The 15730-nt window shown below is 42.9% G+C and carries 12 protein-coding genes; 5 read left to right on the top strand and 7 right to left on the bottom strand.

Going from position 1 to position 15730, the window contains the following annotated elements:
• Positions 1-72 precede the first annotated feature (72 nt).
• Both BMX05_RS10395 and BMX05_RS10400 read right to left on the bottom strand, forming a co-directional pair.
• The gene (locus BMX05_RS10395; protein WP_093311411.1) at positions 73-1797 is read right to left on the bottom strand and encodes an ATP-binding protein; all 1725 of its coding nucleotides are present in this window, start codon (positions 1795-1797) and stop codon (positions 73-75) included.
• A 12-nt stretch (positions 1798-1809) separates the two neighbouring features.
• Positions 1810-2529 (bottom strand): response regulator, encoded by a 720-nt coding sequence (locus BMX05_RS10400; RefSeq protein WP_395855343.1) that lies wholly within the window; start codon positions 2527-2529, stop codon positions 1810-1812.
• Between the two features lie 565 nt (positions 2530-3094).
• Between BMX05_RS10400 and BMX05_RS10405 the strand changes: the two genes are divergently transcribed.
• From BMX05_RS10405 to trxB, 3 genes are all read left to right on the top strand, one after another.
• On the top strand, positions 3095-5923 hold the full coding sequence (locus BMX05_RS10405; protein WP_093311421.1) for a ribonucleoside-diphosphate reductase subunit alpha: 2829 nt from the start codon (positions 3095-3097) through the stop codon (positions 5921-5923).
• A gap of 91 nt (positions 5924-6014) precedes the next feature.
• Positions 6015-7253: a ribonucleotide-diphosphate reductase subunit beta gene (locus BMX05_RS10410; protein WP_093311424.1), complete on the top strand. Its 1239-nt coding sequence runs from the start codon at positions 6015-6017 to the stop codon at positions 7251-7253.
• 197 nt (positions 7254-7450) lie between these two features.
• Positions 7451-8401 carry a thioredoxin-disulfide reductase gene (trxB, locus tag BMX05_RS10415; protein WP_093311427.1) on the top strand — a complete coding sequence of 317 codons (951 nt, stop codon included), beginning with the start codon at positions 7451-7453 and terminating at the stop codon, positions 8399-8401.
• Between the two features lie 73 nt (positions 8402-8474).
• Here the strand turns inward: trxB and BMX05_RS12910 are convergent, their stop codons facing one another.
• Positions 8475-8942, bottom strand: coding sequence for a cold-shock protein (locus tag BMX05_RS12910; RefSeq protein WP_093311430.1), 468 nt, complete (start codon positions 8940-8942; stop codon positions 8475-8477).
• Between the two features lie 188 nt (positions 8943-9130).
• Here BMX05_RS12910 and BMX05_RS10425 point away from each other — a divergent pair, with 188 nt between their 5' ends.
• Positions 9131-9388 (top strand): SlyX family protein, encoded by a 258-nt coding sequence (locus BMX05_RS10425; protein WP_093311432.1) that lies wholly within the window; start codon positions 9131-9133, stop codon positions 9386-9388.
• Between the two features lie 27 nt (positions 9389-9415).
• Here the strand turns inward: BMX05_RS10425 and polA are convergent, their stop codons facing one another.
• Positions 9416-12124, bottom strand: coding sequence for a DNA polymerase I (polA, locus tag BMX05_RS10430; protein ID WP_093311434.1), 2709 nt, complete (start codon positions 12122-12124; stop codon positions 9416-9418).
• A gap of 116 nt (positions 12125-12240) precedes the next feature.
• On the opposite strand from polA, the gene BMX05_RS10435 reads away from it, so the two are divergent.
• Positions 12241-12516, top strand: coding sequence for a DUF2782 domain-containing protein (locus BMX05_RS10435; protein ID WP_093311437.1), 276 nt, complete (start codon positions 12241-12243; stop codon positions 12514-12516).
• Between the two features lie 5 nt (positions 12517-12521).
• Here the strand turns inward: BMX05_RS10435 and BMX05_RS10440 are convergent, their stop codons facing one another.
• From BMX05_RS10440 to BMX05_RS12600, 3 genes are all read right to left on the bottom strand, one after another.
• Positions 12522-13469 (bottom strand): chemotaxis protein, encoded by a 948-nt coding sequence (locus BMX05_RS10440; RefSeq protein WP_093311440.1) that lies wholly within the window; start codon positions 13467-13469, stop codon positions 12522-12524.
• Between the two features lie 229 nt (positions 13470-13698).
• Positions 13699-15498 (bottom strand): MFS transporter, encoded by a 1800-nt coding sequence (locus BMX05_RS10445; RefSeq protein WP_218139038.1) that lies wholly within the window; start codon positions 15496-15498, stop codon positions 13699-13701.
• On the bottom strand, positions 15491-15730 hold a 240-nt coding region (locus BMX05_RS12600; protein ID WP_218139039.1), incomplete at its 5' end, for a hypothetical protein. The genes BMX05_RS12600 and BMX05_RS10445, both read right to left, overlap by 8 nt.

The raw sequence follows: 15730 nt of genomic DNA on the forward strand, positions 1-15730 counted from the left end.
ATTGGTACCTCAGCTTTCCTTCCTTCACAAAAAAAACGCTTTTGTGCGCATTGGAGAAAGCCTCAAAACGACTTAAGGTGCAGGGCTTTTAGGGTGTTCTTTGCGCCTTTGAATACGCGGATAAATCAGGCTAAAGCGTGCCCCTTGTAAACTGGGACTGCGATCAATGAGAGCACTACCTCTATGCCAATGCATGATGCGTTGCACAATCGATAAGCCTAAGCCATAGCCGCCTGAAGCACGCGTACGACTATCATCCAAACGTGAAAATGGGGTAAACACCCGTTGCCAATCCTGTTCTGGAATACCAGGCCCATCATCTTCAACATCAATACGCAAGCTATCGGCCTCAAACCAGCAATATACTTGAATTTGACTATGTGCATAACGACAGGCATTACCCACAAGATTTTGCACAGCACGCTGAAAATAACGCGCTTCGACATCAGCTAGGCCTTGGTCTTGTGCACCGCGATCTTGATGCACTGTCAATTGTAGATGCGGATGCAAAGGCTGATGGGCTTCCACCACCTCATGCACTAGGTCCATAATCAAACAGGATTCAAAGCGTAAACGCAGACCATTTTGCCCTAAACGGGCAAAAGTGAGGATTTCATCCACAAGTTCATCGAGTTCCTGAATATCTGTATCCATGCCTTCTAGTTGGGCCAGTAAACTTGGATGTTGCTCTAGGGAATCCTCGAGAATTTGTAAACCAAAACGAATCCGTGCTACAGGCGTGCGCAACTCATGCGAGACAGCATGAATCATATCTTGCTGCGTATTCAGTAGGCTTTGGATTTGTTCCGCCATACGATTAAAAGCCGCAGCAAGGCGGGCAATAAAATCCTGCTGACCACCCAGCTCCACACGCGCATTCAGATTGCCTGAGGCAATATGGCTGGCCGCTTTTTCTAGCTTCTGCAATCTTTGCTCTAACAAGCGGATTTGCCAATATACAGCCGCACCCAGCAACAGTACGGTCATTAAGCCAACACCGAGCAATAAAGTCCAAGGCCAAGATGCCAGCTTGGGTACAGGCCCTAAAGCAAAGATAGTATGACTGGTTGAGGTAGGGCGTAAATAGCCTGTGTAAGCCGCTTCAGAGGCAATAATTTGCAGTTGCCCTGCCAATAGGTTCTTTTCTTGTACCTGATCTAATCCTACAGGGATCTCTTCAAGCGCTATCAAGCGTAATGGATACGTAAGAGCTTGATTTAAATGCTGTAATGCTTGTTCTTTTGCATCTGGATCTGTCAACAATTGGGTTTGTATGCTTTGCCACTGGGATTGAGCAAGGCGCAACAAGACTTGCAAAGGCTGTTCATCAATGCGCTGAAAGCGGACTTGGAGCACTTCCTCTGGGATCTTGTGACTGCTGACAATTTCTCGAATTGGTAGAGCACGATAGGCAAGCAAGCTACTGCTTGCTGGTGCATTGACTGGGGTAACGACCGTACGTCCACTCTCTAGGCGCTGTTGTTGATGCGCGTTAAGATGGGCAGGAATTTGGCTTAATAAAGCAACCTCTATCCCTAAAATGTCGCTTTGGCTTTGTAACCAAGCGACCTTTTGGGCTTTAGGTAACGGCTGCAGCAAGTGGCTTAGGGTGATTAACACTTGATCGGCCTGACGTTCGCGGTATTCTTCTAAACGCACTTGATTAGCAGCTTTCACTACTAAAATTGCCAAGAAGGAGACCGCAAGTAAGGCGGTCAAAATCCCTAGATAAACACGTAAAAAAATCCCGCGAAAGTTGCGTAATCGTATGCGCAACCAGCCTCTAAGCCTTTGCATTTTGCTTATCCGTTAAGCGTCTTTCACAAACAGATACCCTTTGCTGCGTACTGTTTTGATGCGACGTGGGTGCATAGGATCATCTCCAACTTTAGGGCGAATCCGCGAAACACGCACATCAATCGATCTGTCTTGACCGTCGTATTCAATACCACGCAAGGCAGTAAAGATTTCCTCTCGCGTTAACACACGACCGGCATTCACAGCAAGTAACCACAACAGATCGAATTCAGCACTAGTTAATTCTATGTTGCGTTCTTCTAACCAAGCCTCACGCATGGCACTATCTATAATCAGATTACCAAATTGTAGACGGCTAGGGGTATCTTCTGGTGCGATTAAATCCGTTTCTAGATTATCTGAACGTCGCAACAAAGCACGCACGCGCGCTAGCAAAACACGTGGGCGTACAGGTTTGGCCACATAATCATCTGCGCCCATTTCCAGACCAACGACTTGATCCATGTCGTCTGTGCGCGCAGTTAACATTAAAATTGGTCCTGTATATTCAGGACGCACTCGACGACAGACTCCTAAGCCATCTTCTCCCGGCAACATCACATCAAGGATGACCAAGTCAGGCTTTTCACGTAGAATACGCTCCACTGCGCGTGCGCCGTCACCTTCAACAGTGACGTTAAAACCATTCCCTTCGAGGTATTCACGAGTCAAACTCGCTAAGCGAGTGTCATCTTCAACTATCAGTATTCGAGAAGAATCATGCGCTTCCACAGGCATCTCACTTTAGGCGTCACTTTTTACAAAAGGCCACATAGCGTCACTATGCGGCATCGGCTAGGTTACAGGGTATCACTTAGTCCCCATACAGGATAGTCACAGCCGCAGCTTTTTCGCAGCGGATAGCAAAAAATCACGCAAGCCTAAGGTAGGGTCTGGCAAAGTGCAAGAAATAGACAAGCCATTTTCCTTATGTAGCCCTATGCAATTTTTTTCATCCAGCCCCTATTTTGTGGATACAAAAAAACATCAGGCGTTTAGGCTAGAGCTTGCAAGGCTTTCCTCTTTGTCAATATCTGACCACAAATTTATTCACTTGAAAATCACATCCAACAACACTATCTTGTGCCGTCAGCAACTTTAGGGACTATATATAGGGGTTTTATCCAAGTCAGTCACTTGTGTACTTCTAGGTATATTTCTTGCTGAACAACACGCAAACATTAAGCTGATAAGCTTTACATCTTCACTTTTCTTCTTTATTCCCGCCTTGCATGGCCGCGATTTTGCGACCGTGGCAGAGGTGTTTTGACTTAATTAACTGGACCAATACGTAATTATGAGCACACAGGGTACGCGCACTGAAAACAGCTTAAACGTGATTAAACGTAACGGTGATGTGGTTTGTTTCGATGCTAATAAAATCCGTGTGGCAATGAGCAAAGCCTTTATTGCCGTTGAAGGTGATCAAGCCGCCGCATCTACGCGTATCCACGAATTAATCGCTGAATTCACCCAACAAATTCAAAGCACCTTCGAACGCCGTTTGCCTCGTGGCGGCCTGATACATATTGAAGAAGTGCAAGATCAAGTGGAGCTAACTCTGATGCGTGCCGGTGAACAAAAAGTCGCACGGACTTATGTTTTGTATCGCGAAGAACATGCACGTTTACGTGCCGCACGTGAACAAGGAATCAGTAAGCCACATCCAAGTATTAATGTGACTTATGCCGATCAAGAACGCCGCCCTTTGGATCTAGGACGCATTGAAACCCTAGTCAAAGAAGCTTGTACCGGCTTAGCAGAAGTAGAATCTACCAAAATTATCGAGTATGCCTTGCGCAACTTGTATGATGGGGTTCCTGTCGAGGAAGTGTCTACAGCCTTGATGATGGCCGCACGCACCTTGGTAGAAAAAGAACCCAATTATACTTATGTTACTGCCCGTTTATTGCTCGATAACCTCAGACGTGAAGCCCTGAGCTTCCTCGGTCTAGCGCAGGAAGCAACCCAAGGGCAAATGCAAGACTTATATCCACAAGCTTTGGCAGCCTATCTTGATAAAGGGATCACATTAGATCAGCTAGATAGTAAATTAGGTGAATGCTTTGATATTCCCCGTTTAGGCCAAGCTTTGCGTGCAGATCGTGATAATCAGTTCACTTATTTAGGTCTGCAAACCCTCTATGATCGCTATTTCTTGCATCATAAAAATACCCGTTATGAGTTACCTCAGCTGATGTTTATGCGTGTGGCTATGGGGCTGGCACTTAATGAGCAAGCACCGACCGAACGCGCGATAGAGTTTTATAATCTCTTATCTAGCTTCGATTATATGGCCTCTACGCCCACCCTCTTTAATGCAGGGACTAAGCGTAGCCAGTTATCAAGCTGTTATCTCACCAGTGTACCGGATGATCTTGAAGGCATTTATGGTGCCATTCGCGATAATGCCTTGCTATCTAAATGGGCTGGTGGCCTTGGTAATGATTGGACACCTGTACGTGCCTTAGGTAGCCATATCAAAGGCACCAATGGCAAAAGCCAAGGCGTGGTACCTTTCTTAAAAGTGGTCAATGACACCGCAGTTGCTGTCAATCAAGGTGGCAAAAGAAAAGGGGCTGTGTGTGCTTATCTAGAAACTTGGCACCTAGATATCGAAGAGTTTTTAGAGTTGCGCAAAAATACCGGAGATGATCGTCGTCGTACCCATGATATGAATACGGCGAACTGGGTACCGGATCTTTTTATGCAGCGCGTGGCTGAAGATAAGCACTGGACTTTATTCTCACCATCAGATTGCCCAGATTTGCATGACTTGTATGGCGATGCTTTCCGTATACGTTATGAAGAATATGAGCGCCAAGCAGATCAAGGCCAATTAAGCCACTTTAAGCGTGTGAAGGCGCAAGATTTGTGGCGCAAAATGCTGTCTATGTTGTTTGAAACCGGCCACCCTTGGATCACCTTCAAAGATCCTTGTAACTTGCGTTCACCACAACAGCATCAAGGTGTGGTGCATAGCTCTAACCTCTGCACTGAAATCACCTTGAACACCAACGCAGAAGAAATCGCCGTTTGCAACCTAGGCTCGATCAATCTGGCGCAACATATTAATGCGCAAGGCCAGCTCGATGCAGATAAGCTCAAGCACAATGTGCGCACGGCTGTCCGTATGCTAGATAACGTCATTGATATTAACTATTACGCAGTACCACAAGCCCGTCTCTCTAACCTGAAACATCGCCCTGTGGGTTTAGGCATTATGGGATTCCAAGATGCCCTCTTTAAGCAAAATCTAGCTTATGCATCTAGGGAAGCGGTTGACTTTGCTGATATTTCTATGGAGCTGCTTAGCTTTTACGCCATCGAAGCCTCAAGTGATCTTGCCGCAGAACGTGGCACTTACGCTAGCTTCCAAGGCTCCCTATGGGATCAGGGGATTTTACCTTTAGATTCCATTCGCTTGTTGCAACGAGCGCGTGGGCATGAATATCTACAAATGGATACGCAAAGCCGCCTTGATTGGTCCAGTTTGCGGGCAAAAGTCCAACAACAAGGGATGCGTAATTCTAATGTGATGGCGATTGCACCAACAGCAACGATTTCCAATATCTGTGGTGTGTCCCAATCCATTGAGCCGACGTATCAGAACCTATACGTAAAATCTAACCTTTCTGGGGAGTTCACCATTGTAAACCCTTACCTTGTGCATGAGCTAAAAGCTTTAGGTTTATGGGATGAGGTGATGGTGAATGATCTTAAATATTATGATGGCTCTTTGCAGAGTATTGAGCGGATTCCTGCCCACTTAAAGCAAAAATATGCCACTGCATTTGAAGTAGAACCACGCTGGTTAGTCGAAGCAGCTTCACGTCGACAAAAGTGGATTGACCAAGCGCAATCGCTCAATTTGTATATTAAAGGGGTCTCTGGCAAAAAGCTGGATGTTACCTATCGCATGGCGTGGCAACTCGGCTTAAAAACCACTTATTACTTACGTGCATTAGGGGCAACTTCGGTAGAAAAATCCACAGTCAATCAAGGGAATTTAAATGCCGTAGCCGCAACAAGCGCACCGACCTCCTCTTCCTTTGCTTTGGGTGAGGCTGCGCCTGTGCCTCAGGCGTGTTCTCTTGATAATCCAGACTGTGAAGCTTGCCAATAACACCTAGTGTCATGCCAGAAGGTCACAGCCAATCCCCTTCTGGCGTTGTATTTTTTGTTCTTAACCTGCGGTTGATCGAGGTACTTTGATTATGTCTACACTAAGCTGGGATGACTATAATGATGAGATGGTCACATTCAGTTCGCCTAAGGTCGCACAGCCACAAGCTCACGAACCGCAAGCAACGCCAAGCCCGTCCTTAGCTGAGGTGTCCGTGACCACGCTTACAGCCAGTACACAAATGGAAAAGGCACAAGCGGCCATTGCCAATTTGGATATTGCTGCGGGTTTAGAAGAACTCGAAATGGGCGCGCAACGGATTCAAGTAGATGATAAGCGCATGATTAACTGTCGTGCAGATTTAAACCAGTTAGTGCCTTTTAAGTACGATTGGGCATGGCAAAAATATCTGGATGGCACCGCCAACCATTGGATGCCACAAGAAATTAACATGAATGCGGATATCGCTTTGTGGAAAAGCCAAGATGGTCTCACAGAGGATGAACGCCTGATTGTGATGCGTTCTCTTGGGTATTTCTCGACGGCTGATTCTTTGGTTGCTAATAATTTAGTGCTTGCCGTATATCGTTTAATCACCAACCCAGAATGCCGCCAATACTTGCTACGCCAAGCTTTTGAAGAGGCCATCCATACACACGCCTATCAATATTGTGTTGAATCTTTAGGCATGGATGAAGGCGAAGTCTTTAATATGTATCGCGAAGTGCCTTCAGTTGCAAAAAAATCGGCATGGAGTTTAAAACATACCCAGTCGTTATCACGTCCAGATTTCCAAACCGGCACGCCAGAAACAGACCAAGAATTACTGCGCAATATGATTGCCTTTTATTTGGTCACAGAAGGTATTTTCTTCTATTGCGGTTTCAGCCAGATTTTATCTATGGGCCGCCGTAACAAAATGACAGGGGTTGCAGAACAGTTCCAATATATTCTGCGCGATGAGTCTATGCACCTCAATTTTGGGGTGGATATGATCAACCAAATCAAGATCGAAAATCCGCACCTATGGACACCTGAGTTCCAGCAAGAAGTCTTACAAATGGTTTTAGAAGGCACTCAACTCGAAATTGAATACGCACGTGATACCATGCCGCGTGGTGTTTTAGGGATGAATGCAGAAATTATGCAAGAATATTTGCACTTTATTTGTAACCGCCGTTTGATGCAAATTGGTTTGGCGGAAGCCTTCCCAGGTGCGAGTAATCCCTTCCCTTGGATGTCAGAAATTATCGACTTACGTAAAGAGAAAAACTTCTTTGAAACTCGCGTGACTGAATACCAAGTCGGTGGTGCCCTCGCTTGGGATTAAATAGACCGATTTAAAGCCTTTCATGGGGAAGCTGGCAGCTTCCCTTTTTTTATTAAATTCATCAAAAAAAGCAATACCAGCCATAGTTTTTAACTATTAATAAGATAAACAAAATCCTTTTGCCTTGCATTAATTCCCTCTTTTATACTCAAGTATAAATCCTGTTGATGAATAAAATTTTTCCTTTGGAGCTTGTTATGAGTACGCATACCCCTTTGATTATTCTAGGTTCAGGTCCTGCGGGTTATACCGCAGCTGTCTATGCAGCACGTGCCAACCTCAAGCCTGTTCTCATTACAGGAATGCAAATGGGTGGGCAGCTCACCACCACTACAGAAGTGGACAATTGGCCAGGAGATGATCAAGGGGTACAAGGCCCAGAATTAATGGAACGTATGCGTAAACATGCAGAACGCTTTGATACTCAAGTAATTTTTGATCATATCCACACCGCAAAACTACAAGCGCGCCCTTTTACCCTAATTGGTGATAATGATACCTATACTTGTGATGCTTTAATTATTGCCACAGGTGCCAGCGCGCAATATTTAGGTTTAGAAAGCGAAGAAAACTTTAAAGGCAAGGGGGTTTCTGCCTGTGCAACTTGTGATGGTTTTTTCTATCGCAATCAAGAAGTCGCGGTTATTGGTGGTGGCAATACCGCCGTTGAAGAAGCCCTTTATTTAGCCAATATTGCTAAAAAAGTCACACTCATCCATCGTCGTGATCAATTACGCTCAGAGAAAATTCTCCAAGATAAATTATTTGAAAAACAAGCTGCTGGTCAGATTGATATTATTTGGAATCACCAAGTAGATGAAGTATTAGGGGATGCTAGCGGGGTAACGGGCCTGCGTTTACAATCAACACAAGATGGCAGCACTCAAGAAATTCAAGTCACTGGTGTCTTTATTGCTATTGGCCACAAACCCAACACAGAACTTTTTAATGACCAACTTGCAATGCACAATGGCTATTTAAAAGTACGTTCCGGCTTGGAAGGCAATGCAACCCAAACGAGTATTCCTGGTGTGTTTGCTGCGGGTGATGTCAGCGATCATATTTATCGCCAAGCTATTACTTCTGCAGCAACAGGCTGTATGGCTGCTTTAGATGCTGAGCGTTATTTAGATCAACAAGTAGGTTAATTGAAAATTAACTAAAAAAGGGGCAGGTTCTTACAAAAGACCTCGCCCCTTGTATCAATTTTTGCTTGATAACTTACTTAACTAAACTCACATCATCCGCTTGTAACCCTTTATCATTCGTGCTGACCGTAAAATAAACCCTTTGCCCTTCTGCTAATAACTTATAACCTGTACCACGAATCGCACGAAAATGGACAAAAACATCACCACCTTGATCACGGGTGATAAAACCAAAACCTTTATTCGCATCAAACCATTTTACTGTCCCTGTTTCGCGTTGATCGATTTCTTGCATTGGCAAAGCTAAATGTGGGCTTAACCAGTAGAAACTTAAATTAGCTAATAATAGAATCAAAAATAACAGGCTGCTCACTTTTAAATACGCTTGTACTACCCCTTCTAATGCAAATAAGGCGTCGGTACTTTTGATGGCTAATAGAGGTGTCTCTCCCGTATTTAATAACCAAAAGAGTAATACTGGGGTTGGCAAAGCCAGCAGTAAGCTAATAAGGGTACAGCGAGCAAAAACTTTCGAATTCATAACCACTCTCTTCAGGTTCAGGTGCCTTAAAGATCAAAACGCTGACACTGACCAAGGCACTCTATTATTATTATTGATGCAAACCTACTTCCTATACACAGTGAGTAGTTTTTCATGCGCATTTTCTCCATACGCACCATAGCACCTCAAGCGCCCAAACTGCGATACGACTTAAGGAAGACCCTAAAATGCCAAAAAATACAACAGATACCCAAGTTCACCTTTTAATACAATCACTTAGTGATCGCATCGATGAGTTAGAAATTCGTCAAAGCTTTCAAGATGATACCCTTGATCAACTCAATACTGTTCTTGTGCAACAACAAAAAGACATCTTAGCCTTGCAAAAAACCTTGCGTTTAATGGTTAAACGCCACCAAGACTTGCAGCAAGAAGTGGCGCTTTTACAACCTGAGGTTCAGGATGAGCGCCCTCCACATTACTAGTGAGCGCTTTTGGCTGATATCAGGTGCCTAGTGCGCCTGATCCCAATTAGCGCCGACACCCACATCAACGATTAAAGGCACTTTTAAAGTGGCCACGCCTTGCATACAGGTACGGATTCCTTCAATCACCGCCTTGGTATCTTGCTCGCGTACTTCAAACACCAACTCATCATGTACTTGCATTAACATCCAAGCATCAAGGTGTGGATGTGCTTGTAACCAAGCATCAACACGAATCATGGCTTTTTTAATTAGATCTGCGGCAGTCCCTTGCATGGGGGCATTAATTGCGGTGCGTTCTGCTGCTTGACGCTTGCTTGGTTGACGAATCTCTGGGACATAAAGACGCCGCCCAAATAAAGTTTCTACATAACCTTGTTCATGTGCTTGGGCACGTATTTTCTGCATATAAGCGGCAACTTGTGGATAACGTGCAAAATAAGTATCAATATAAGTTTGTGCTTGTTCACGTTCAATTTTTAACTGACGTGCCAAACCAAAAGCACTCATCCCATATAACAGACCAAAATTAATGGCTTTTGCGCTGCGTCTTTGTTCTGTAGTGACTTGATCAACAGGAAGCGCAAACACCTCAGCAGCGGTGGCTGTATGAACATCTTTTTGTTGATTAAAAGCAGCCAGTAAACCTGGATCTTCTGATAAATGTGCCATAATACGTAGTTCAATTTGAGAATAATCTGCAGCAACTAAACAATAACCTTCACGAGCAATAAAAGCTTGACGAATACGTCGACCTTCTGCAGTCCGAATTGGAATATTCTGTAAATTAGGATCAGAAGAAGATAAACGCCCCGTTGCCGTGACTGCTTGATGATAATGTGTATGTAGACGCCCCGTATTTTTATCAAGGAGTTTTGGTAATTTTTCTGTATAAGTATTTTTTAACTTAGTTAGGCTTCTATGCTCTAGCAATAGACGTGGCAAAGGGTATTCTTGCGATAATTGTTCTAAAATATCTTCTGCGGTCGACGGCTGTCCCTTAGGTGTACGTTTAATCACAGGGACTTGTAAGACTTCATATAAAATATGTCCTAATTGTTTAGGAGAAGACAAATTAAACTCCTGCCCTGCTAGCTGATAAGCTTTTTGTTCCAGCGCTTGAATCCGTACTGCTAATTCTTGGCTTTGATCTTGCAAGGCTTGCACATCTAGGGCAACGCCTTTACGCTGCATACTTGCTAAGATGGGAATTAATGGCAACTCAATTGTACGATAAACTTCTAGTAATTGGGGCTGCTCTTTTAAGAGTGGATACAAGTAAGCATGCAAGGCCCAAGTAATTTCTGCATCTTCTGCTGCATAAGGAAAAGCTATTTCAATAGGGATCTGCGCAAAATTTAACTGTTTTTTTCCTTTGCCAGCGATTTCTTCAAAGCGAATCGTTTTGCGCTGCAAGTAAGTGGCCGCCAAATCATCCATGTTGTGCTTAGTGAGTGTAGAATTGAGAATATAAGACTCTAATTGTGTATCTTCTATTGGACCTTCAACCCGAATACCATAGTTTTCCAACACATCTATATCATATTTTAAATGTTGACCAATTTTTACTTTTTCTGTCGACTCTAAGTAAGGACGTAAATCCTGTAATACTTGCTGGCATGCTAATTGCGGTTTTTCTTCTAAATGTGCAAGAGGAATATAAACACCTTCGTTTTGCTTGGTAGAAAGTGCAATGCCAACAATTTCAGCATTTTTGCTATCTAAACTTGTGGTTTCCAAATCGATCACAAAAGCGGGTGCACTTGCTATTTCTTCTAAATAGCGGTGCCAATCCGATAACTCTTGAATACATTGATAGATAGCTTTTGTGTCTTGCGTTCCTAGCTGCTCTTCTTCTAACTCTTTGAGTAAAGAATTAAATTCAAAATCTTGGTATAATTGGCGAACTTGTTCAACATCCATTTGTGCCATCTTAAGGTTTTGCCAATCAATATCTAGATTAATATTTTCATATTCATGATAAATACGTACTAGCTCTAAAGATAAATAAGCACTTTCTTGATCTTCTTGTAACTTTTTGGCAAGACTTTTCGCACCCCGTACAGGTATTTCTGCCACCTGATCAAGATGTGCATAAATATCTTGCAAGTGCCCAAAATGCTGAATTAATGCAAGTGCGCCTTTTTCTCCAATCCCTTTAACGCCTGGCACATTATCAGAGGTGTCTCCTTTAATAGCTAAGTAATCAACTATATATTCAGGTGATATTCCATATTTCTCTTTAACACCTTCCGGATCAAAATAATGGTCTCTTTGATCCATGGTACGCATGTGTACCTTTTCGTTAATCAATTGGCATAGATCTTTATCACCAGAAATAATCAGCACTTGATGCCCTGCTTGGCTGGCTTGATAAGCAAGCACACCAATAACATCATCTGCTTCTACACCTTCCTGAGAAATAAGCGGCAAACCTAAAGCACGAATACAAGCATGCAAAGGCTTTATTTGTAAAATTAAATCTGGATCCGCACTTGTACGATTTGCCTTATATTCTTTATATAATTTGTGGCGGAAATTTTCCCCTTTGGCATCAAAAACTGTAATAATAGGTACTTGAGGATAGGTTTTTTGCAAGCGTTTTAACATTTTTAATGTGCCCAGCATAGCACCTGTGGGACGTCCTTGAGAATCAATCAAAGGAGGCAGAACACTAAAAGCACGATATAAATAAGAAGAGGCATCAACTAAAATAACTGTAGGCGGCGTAGGCATTCGATTAACCTTATATTCATGAGATGGATTTCAACAAAAAATTAGGCTTATCATAGCAAATTTGTGCGCCTTGCCTTATTCTTAAAACCAAGTATTTATTTTTGAGGAGGTGCCAGATGTCAGTCTACATTCAGCGTGCATTTGTGCTGCTAAGCTTGACACTTGCCAGTCTAGGTTATGCTAATGATTTGCCTGAAACTGAGGTACGTATTCAACAGACTGAAAAGCAGCAGCTAGAAGAATATAAGATCAATGGGCAGATCTACGCAATCAAAGTCACCCCCAAGGTGGGGCGTCCTTATTTTCTAGTGAATGCAAAAGGTGACGGGCACTTTATTCGTCAAGAAAGAGACGTGTTACTTGTGCCCCAATGGGTACTGTTTGAGTGGTAGACAATTTAAGGAGAAGCCGTAGCGGCTAAAGCTTGTGCTTCTTCTTGGCAAGGCACTTCACCAAGGTGATCTAGTAGTAAACGTGTCAAATCACCTGCACAAAACTTGGCAACTAATCCATTCGCACCGACCTTCTTGGCCATATCTTGGTTAAAAGCGCCGCTTAAGGAAGTATGTAAAATAACAGGTACTTGGCGCATATTTGGCATTTCACGTATCGTGCGCGTTAGTGTATAGCCATCCATTTGCGGCATTTCGATATCGGTGATCACAAGCGCAGGCGGTTGCGTTTGTGCGTGTTCTGCTAACCAGTCTGCAGCCTCTTGGCCATTATGACAAGCTTGTACTTGTAACCCCATGCTTTTAATACTGTTTACCAAAAACTTCAGTGCCGTTTTAGAATCATCTGCAACTAAAATTAAGCGGTCATCGTCCAATTTAGCACCTAAAGCCGCATGTTCTGCTTGCGCCTTTAAATGCAGTTGCTCTTCCATGAACTTTTCTAGGTCGAGAATCTGTACTATGCTGTTTTCTTCAACGTACACTGCAGTTAAAAAATGATCCTTGCCAATATGACTTGGCGCATGCTTAACCTTTTGCCATTCCACATTGCGAATTCCTTCAATAGCACCGACCAAAAAACCCAGTACTTGACGGTTATATTCAGTAATGACCACATTGTGAATTGAACTTGCTGGTAAAGCGCCTTTACCAATTTTGTGACGTAAGTCAAAAACCGGTAAAGTCCCGTAATCTTGGGTGTTAAGCAATCCAAGCAGCCCAGACTGCTCATTTTTACGTCCTTGTAAACGCCCTCGCGGGATGATTTTGTTGACCTTAAACACGTTCATGCCGTATAGGTAATGATCGCCTAGGCGGAATAGCAAAACCTCAAAGCGGTTGGAGCCAGCTATTTGGGTGCGCTGATTAATCGTGTTAAACAGGCTACTCATAAGGCAACCTTCCTTGTAGATAGGTGCTTAGATGTGACTTAGTGCCAGACTTGTACAAATCCAGTCATTTTAAAGGTAAGCATCATTTTGCAAAAGTGATCCTTAGCAAAGTTAGCAGGAATATTGAGTATTTAACACTCATTATTTGACATTTTAACGATCACGCCTTTTTAAGCCTTAGCAAAATAGCCCGAAACCCCTTGCCAATCGGGCTAGAAATCGTCATACCTTAATTAATTTCTTGCCTCAAAAGATGTTCAACTTGCTGCTGTAGCACTTGCATTTCTGTAACCTGCATGATGGGGTCGCCAACGTTTAAAGTGACAGGGGCACGCAAACGCTTGGGCCACTTACGAAAAGCCATACCACCAGAACGTGAGAACCAAGATCCCCAAAGCCCTTGCAATGCCATAGGCACCACTGGCACAGAGCGTTGACGTAAAATACGTAATACCCCAGCTTTAAAAGGCTGCAGTTGGCCGTTCGGGGTTAGGCGTCCTTCTGGAAAAATAAGGACTAATTCGCCAGCGGCCAAGGCCATATCAATTTGTGCAAAGGCCTTACGCAGCCCCTGTGGATCGTGGCGTTCACTTGCAATAGGAATGGCTTGTGCTAAACGAAAAAACCAATTTAACGCTTTGATTTGATAAATAGGTTTATCCATCACAAAACGCACAGGACGTCGAATCATGCCACCTAGTAATAAAGCATCAATATAACTTACATGATTACAGATCACCAAAACAGGTCCTTCATCAGGCAAGTGCTGTATATTATTGACTCTCACTCGGTATAATAAGTGGCACGTTAACCAAATAACACAACGTAGTGTAAATTCAGGAATATAAGTATATATAATGGCTGCAACCAGAATATTAATACAGGCAAGTAACATCCAGAATTCAGCAAGATTCCATTCAAGCATGACCAAGAAAAAGATACCAGCTAAAGCACTGAATACCATCATCAAAGCATTCACTACATTGTTAGCTGCAATAATACGTGCTCTATGATCCCGAGCACTTCTTTGCTGTAGTAAAGTATATAAAGGAACGATATATAAGCCACCACCTATTCCAAGTATCAAAAGTGAAACTATCACCTGCCATGCATATCTTTCTGTTAAAAAATGAGTTAATTGGGTTAAAGTTGTACTTACTTCGATATGAACACTAATTAAACCTAGCCCTCCCAAAGTAATTAGTAAAGATCCCAAAGGGACCATCCCTAGCTCTAAGCGTGCATAGGATAATTTCTCACATAATAAAGACCCAATAGCCACACCAATAGAAAACATAGCCAACAACAAAGTTACTACTTGTGCATCAGCATATAAAAAGTCACGTGCATAAGTAGGAAATTGAGTCAGATAGCTCGCTCCTAAAAACCAAAACCAGCTAATTGCCCATAAAGTTAACCAAATATTTTTATCTTGATAGGCATATTTAAGTAAATCCCAAGTACTACTGAAAAAATTAAAATTAACAATCAGCTTAGGGTTTTCCGCTTTAGTTATGGGAATTGCTAGACTAGCAAGCCAGCCAACCACTGCTAATACAATGACTGCTAGTGCGACACTGAAAGCTTGCCCCCAAGTCACTAAAATCCCTGCAGCTAGAGTACCTAATAAAATAGCCATAAAGGTTCCTAACTCAACCCAAGCATTCCCTGCAACGAGTTCTTTAGCACTTAAATTCTGCGGTAAAATAGCATATTTAACGGGGCCAAAAAGAGCTGACTGCATTCCCATAAAAAATAATAATGCTAATAAACCCCAATAAAAATTAAGAAAAAAACAAATGCCCGCTAGTGACATAATAATCACTTCAAGGCCTTTAATTTTGCGAATCAGAAAAGCTTTATCATATTTGTCAGCAAGCTGGCCGCCTAAAGCAGAAAAAATAAAAAAAGGTAGAATAAAAAGTCCCGCAGCTAAATTATTAAGCAGATGACTATTCATTCCCATTTGCTGACTTATTCCAAAAGTGAGTAGTAATAAAAGTGAATTCTTGTAAATATTGTCATTCATGGCTCCTAAAGCTTGAGTAATAAAAAAAGGCAAAAATCGCCTTTGCTTTAGCAATTGATAGCCAGAGTCGGAAGTTTTGTTGTTCATAATTTTTACAGCCCATTTTGCTGATAAAACATCTAGCATACTGCGAACGCAAAAAACCCCCAAGCAGGTGCTTGAGGGTTTTTCTATTAGGTGCTTGACGATAACCTACTTTCACATGGGGAGACCCCACACTATCATCGGCGCG

The sequence above is a fragment of the Allopseudospirillum japonicum genome (assembly GCF_900108915.1).
Classification (GTDB): domain Bacteria; phylum Pseudomonadota; class Gammaproteobacteria; order Pseudomonadales; family Halomonadaceae; genus Pseudospirillum; species Pseudospirillum japonicum.

Coding starts and splice junctions, on each gene's coding strand:
- BMX05_RS10395 (WP_093311411.1), bottom strand. CDS start 1,797: ATGCAAAGGCTTAGAGGCTGGTTGCGCATACGATTACGCAACTTTCGC.
- BMX05_RS10405 (WP_093311421.1), top strand. CDS start 3,095: ATGAGCACACAGGGTACGCGCACTGAAAACAGCTTAAACGTGATTAAA.
- BMX05_RS10410 (WP_093311424.1), top strand. CDS start 6,015: ATGTCTACACTAAGCTGGGATGACTATAATGATGAGATGGTCACATTC.
- trxB (WP_093311427.1), top strand. CDS start 7,451: ATGAGTACGCATACCCCTTTGATTATTCTAGGTTCAGGTCCTGCGGGT.
- BMX05_RS12910 (WP_093311430.1), bottom strand. CDS start 8,942: ATGAATTCGAAAGTTTTTGCTCGCTGTACCCTTATTAGCTTACTGCTG.
- BMX05_RS10425 (WP_093311432.1), top strand. CDS start 9,131: ATGCCAAAAAATACAACAGATACCCAAGTTCACCTTTTAATACAATCA.
- polA (WP_093311434.1), bottom strand. CDS start 12,124: ATGCCTACGCCGCCTACAGTTATTTTAGTTGATGCCTCTTCTTATTTA.
- BMX05_RS10435 (WP_093311437.1), top strand. CDS start 12,241: ATGTCAGTCTACATTCAGCGTGCATTTGTGCTGCTAAGCTTGACACTT.
- BMX05_RS10440 (WP_093311440.1), bottom strand. CDS start 13,469: ATGAGTAGCCTGTTTAACACGATTAATCAGCGCACCCAAATAGCTGGC.
- BMX05_RS10445 (WP_218139038.1), bottom strand. CDS start 15,498: ATGAATGACAATATTTACAAGAATTCACTTTTATTACTACTCACTTTT.